We start from the raw sequence: 574 nt of genomic DNA, 5'->3' as shown, positions 1-574 counted from the left end.
GTAATATACAATGTTTAATATTTTTTCTTTTTCCTTCCATACACTATCCATAAGTGTACCATCAACATTTTTTTTTCTAATAAACCCTTGAAGATCAATACCTATTAAAGCTTTTTTCTTGCTTAAGCTCAAGATTGTTTCTTGATCAACTTCATCTCTAACAGAAGCATTAATTAAGAATATTTTTGAATCAATATCATCAAATTGATTGGCAGAGAATGAACCTGCTGACTTAGACATAATTAGCGTGCGATTGTCCCAATCATTAGTAGGATAAATTAATTTTATATGTGTTGAATCAGTAGTATATGTTGGGAATACATCTACTCCTAGATTTTCAAGATTTTTTATAACATGTTTATGATTTTTATTTAAACGTGTTATTGCAGCTGTTTTTGCACCTAGCGCAATTGCAGCATGTGCTCCATAATTAAAACCACCACCATCTACTTGTTTGGTTCCATTAGCGGTGATAATTGTATCATTTGTATAATTACCAATTAGCGTTATATCATATTGCATATTTTCTATCCAAAAAGATTAATATTTGTTAATCCATTATTAAAGTAGGAAG

Annotated in this window: 1 protein-coding gene; it reads right to left on the bottom strand. The window is 29.3% G+C overall.

Annotation, left to right across the window (positions count from 1 at the left end; genetic code table 11):
* Positions 1-522 (bottom strand): carbohydrate kinase family protein (locus AMN95_RS00195; protein WP_143323745.1); only part of this gene is annotated, 522 nt, incomplete at its 3' end.
* Between the last annotated feature and the right edge of the window lie 52 nt (positions 523-574).

It is taken from the genome of Candidatus Pelagibacter communis, assembly GCF_001180185.1.
GTDB lineage: Bacteria > Pseudomonadota > Alphaproteobacteria > Pelagibacterales > Pelagibacteraceae > Pelagibacter > Pelagibacter ubique_F.
Note: the sequence above shows the minus strand (reverse complement) of the source record. Positions and strands in the feature narration are given on the sequence as shown.